General features: G+C 70.8%; 3 protein-coding genes and 1 pseudogene. All 4 read right to left on the bottom strand.

The genetic code is table 11. The features are described from left to right. Positions 1-260: 260 nt before the first annotated feature. Positions 261-1,076 (bottom strand): ExeA family protein, encoded by an 816-nt coding sequence (locus ACOJUF_RS17960; RefSeq protein WP_420123186.1) that lies wholly within the window; start codon positions 1,074-1,076, stop codon positions 261-263. Continuing rightward, the gene (locus tag ACOJUF_RS17955) at positions 1,073-2,533 is read right to left on the bottom strand and encodes a DDE-type integrase/transposase/recombinase (protein WP_420123185.1); all 1,461 of its coding nucleotides are present in this window, start codon (positions 2,531-2,533) and stop codon (positions 1,073-1,075) included. The genes ACOJUF_RS17960 and ACOJUF_RS17955 overlap by 4 nt, the downstream gene beginning before the upstream one ends. A 111-nt stretch (positions 2,534-2,644) precedes the next feature. Then, positions 2,645-3,058, bottom strand: a complete 414-nt coding sequence (locus ACOJUF_RS17950) for a hypothetical protein (RefSeq protein WP_420123184.1) — start codon at positions 3,056-3,058, stop codon at positions 2,645-2,647. A gap of 524 nt (positions 3,059-3,582) precedes the next feature. Further along, positions 3,583-3,752: pseudogene (locus ACOJUF_RS17945) on the bottom strand (cold-shock protein); the annotation flags it as partial.

Below are 3,752 nucleotides of genomic sequence, written 5' to 3'. Positions count from 1 at the left end.
CACCGCACCGGACAAGCCGGAACAGGACCCAACGCGCAACCGACCGAAGACCACCGCCCGCTCACCGAGCACGAGTCTTCACTCGACCCGAACAACCGCACCGGACAAGCCTGAACCGGACCCAACTGTTGACCGGTGCTCTGCCTGGCGATGATGGCGTCGTCGTTGTTGACGATGGTCTGGGTGTTGATAGGCCCCGCCCGGTGGTGCTGGGCGGGGCCTTGGTGGTCATGGTGGCGGGTTCGTCGTCAGGGTGAGGGTCAGTCGCCGCCGGTTTCGGCGATCGCGGCCCGGGCTGATTTCTCGTCGACGATGGCCTGGTTCCGGGCGAACGCCGCGGTCAGCGCGTTGATCGCGAGGTTGTTCACGGCGCGGGGGTAGCCGCGGGCGGCGTTGTGGATCAGGGTGGTGGCGTCACCGCTGAACAGGGTGTCGCTGCGGCCGGCGATCTTGAGGTGGTGGGTGAGGTAGTCGGCGGTTTCTTGGTCGGTCATTCCGGTCAGGGTGCAGCGCACGGAGATCCGTTGGTCTAGCGCGGCGAGCACCCCGAGGCGGAGCCGGTGCCGCAGGGTGGGTTGCCCGACGAGCAGCGCCGCGAACGGGCTGCCGGAGTCCATGTCGTGGTTGGACAGCATGCGCAGTGCTTCGAGTTGCTGGTTGTCCAGCAGGTGCGCCTCATCGATCACCACGACGGGGGTGCGGCCGCGTTCGGCGTGCTCGGCCGCGAGGGCATCGGCGGCCTGCGGGGCCAGGATCGAGGTGTAGAACGACGGGGTCCGGCCCAGGGCGGCGACGATGTGGTGGAGCATGCCGCGGACCCCGACGGACGGGTTGGGCAGGTAGATGACCACGTGCCGGCTGCTGTCCAGCGCGGCGGTGGCGGCGCGGACGGCGACGGTTTTCCCGGCGCCGACCTCGCCGGTGATCACGCCGAGGGCGTGTTGGTCGACGCACCAGCTGATCCGGGCGATCGCTTCGCCCAGTCCGCGGTGCCGGTGCAGCATGCCCGGGGCCAGGTTCCGGCCGAACGGCATACGCGTGAAGCCGTAATGGGCCTGGAGACGTTGCACGCTCACCGGGCCACCGCCTGATCATCGTCGCTGTCGAGGTCGGCCAGGGCGTCGTCGATGCTTAGCTGTCCGGGTAGTTCGCCGGGATGTTGTGGGTAGAGGGCGTGGTAGTTGATCTTCTGATCGGCGCTGATCTGCTGGTGGTGGTCCTGGGCGACCAGCGCGAGGTAGTCGATCCCGGTCCGCGGTGTCGTTGCCGGTTCGGGGGTTTCGGGTCTGGCTTTGGGGTGGGTGTGCCGGGTGATGCGGTGCGGCACGGCCGGCCCGTGGTCGCGGCCGTCGTAGCGGACGCGGATGGTTTCCAGGTCGAACGGGGAGAACACCAACTCGACTTTCCGGCCGACCAGCTCTGCCTGGACCTGATAGGTGTTGCCGTGCAGGGACACGGTCGCGGTCTTGGTCACGACCCGTTGTTCGGACCACAGGAACGCCTCGGTCAGATCGCCGGTGGTGGGCATCGCCGGGGTCCGGCCGGCCCGCTGCCAACCGTCGTTCCAGCGTTGCAAAGGGGTCTGCCCGGTTTCGGAGTGCACGTGGTGGTGGTAACTGGCCTCGACCCACGCGGTGAACAAGCCGTTGAGTTCCAGCAGGGCGCCGGCGGGGGTCATCCCGGTGTCGTGGACATGGTCGGCGGTGCTGTCGGAAATCTCGACCAGGAACTGTTCCCGCACGGTGCGGAACCAGCGTTCGATCTTGCCCCGCCCCTGCGGCTGGCCCGGCCGACTGTGGACGAGCCGGATCCCGAGCACCGCGCAGGCCCGCAGCAGCCAGTTGTCGACGAACGCGGATCCGTTGTCGACGTAGACCGAACCGGGGACGCCGCGGCTGCCCAGCGCGGGTTGCAGGGCCGCGGCCAGCCGGACGGTGTCCTCGGCGAACCCGAACCGATACCCCACGGCCACCCGGCTGTGGTCGTCCAGGAACGCGAACAAATAGGTTTTCCGGCCGCCGACCCTGGGGCCGTGCAGGGCATCGCCGACCCACCGTTCGTTGCAATCCGGGGCTTCGAACCGGCCGAACACGGCCGGGCCGGCGCCGCCGGGCACCATCAGGTCCAGCCGGTGGAAATGCCGCAGCAGCGTCGTTTCCGACGGTGACCAGCCCGTGCTGGACCGCAGGATCCGGGCGACCTGGGCGACCGTGCGGGCCGGGTTCTCCCGCTTGAGGCCGGCGGCCAGGTCGAACACGCCGGCGTCGATCCGGGTGCCCTGCTCCCGGGGCGACGGGCACAGGCCCTCGAACCCGCCGGCCCGGTAGCGGCGGATCCACCGGTCCAACGATTCCCGCGAGTACCGGACCCGGCCGCCGAACGGGCCGTCGTGGTCCCGTTCGGCGATCGCCCGGACGACCCGTCCGCGTTGCTTGGTCGACAGCCCGGGATCCAGGGCCGGGCAGATCAACTGGTACCGGAACAACGCGATCTGCTGCGCCCGTTCCCGCTGTTTGACCGTGTCCACACTCATCAACCACACCCGTCCTCATCGTCACCGCACCACCCGGCAGGTGTTGCCGGGCAACGGTCTTCGCGACGATCCCCGACCCGAGGCGGCGCCGTCAGGGGCAACTCGTGTTGATCAACAACGGTGAGCCGGCGCCGGCCAGCCCGGCGACAGGAGCCGACCACCCGAGGACGCGGCCGCGACCTGCCCGGCCGTCACCGTGCCGACCAACCCGGCCGACCCGAACCGGGACGTGACCGCCAGCCAGGCCGCGGCGACCGCGGCGACCATGTCCCGCCAGGGGCTGCCCGTGGCGTCCGGCGCGGCCTGGTCCACCCCGGCCCGCCGGGCGGCGACGGTGAAGTGCACTCGCACCGGCTCCAGCCGGATGCTCATCCGCCGCAACCAGCCCCGGACCGTCGACGTCGGCGCCCCGACCAGGACGGCGGCCGTCCGGTGCCCGTGGCCGGCCGACCGGGCGACCAACGCGGCCCAGATCACCGCGGCCGCGTCGGCCCGCCGCAGCAACACCGTGACCGGCAGCAGCACGTGCGTGATCAGGCACGACGAACACCTGGCCCGGCGGGGCCGCAGTAGTCCGACGCCTCGGACGTCACGTCGGCGGGCCCACCCCCACGGGGCCAGCACCCCCGGGCAGACCGGGCACGGCACACCGCCGCCCGTCAACCGGGACTCGACCAGATCCTGATTCGCCTCTACCGTGACCAACGGGTGCCTCCGTGCATCCGAGCACGGCCCTCCCGCACAGGTCTTCCCGGACACGTCGGCGGGAGGGCCGTTGTCCAATTCCCGATGCTGGTCACACTGACGGTGACAACCACCGGACTCAACCCGCCAGCACACCCGCGCACGTTCGTCGGCAGCACCAATGACGAAGCACGAGTCAGCGGTCGTCATCCAGAGCGGTGGTCAACACCCAACGCGCAGCCGACCGAAGACCACTGCCCGCTCGCCGGGCATCGGCCTGCGCCCGACGGGCACCGGCCCCGGTCCGGGCATCGGCAACCGAGCGCCGGGCCGGTCAGCGGGCGGGCGGGGTCACTTCGGGAAGGTCAGGCGTCGAAATCGTCGGCGACGGCCCGCAGGACCTGGGCGATGCGGCCACCGAGGGCCCGGTCGGGGTAGCGACCGCGGCGCAGGTCGGGCAGCGCCTTGGACTCCAGCAGCTTGATCATGTCGTCGACCAGGCCGTGCAGCTCCTCGGCGGGGCGGCGGGTGGCGG

It is taken from the genome of Nakamurella sp. (assembly GCF_048594475.1).
Lineage (GTDB): Bacteria > Actinomycetota > Actinomycetes > Mycobacteriales > Nakamurellaceae > Nakamurella.
This window is presented reverse-complemented; position numbering and strand designations above follow the sequence as displayed.

Coding starts and splice junctions, on each gene's coding strand:
- ACOJUF_RS17955 (WP_420123185.1), bottom strand. CDS start 2,533: ATGAGTGTGGACACGGTCAAACAGCGGGAACGGGCGCAGCAGATCGCG.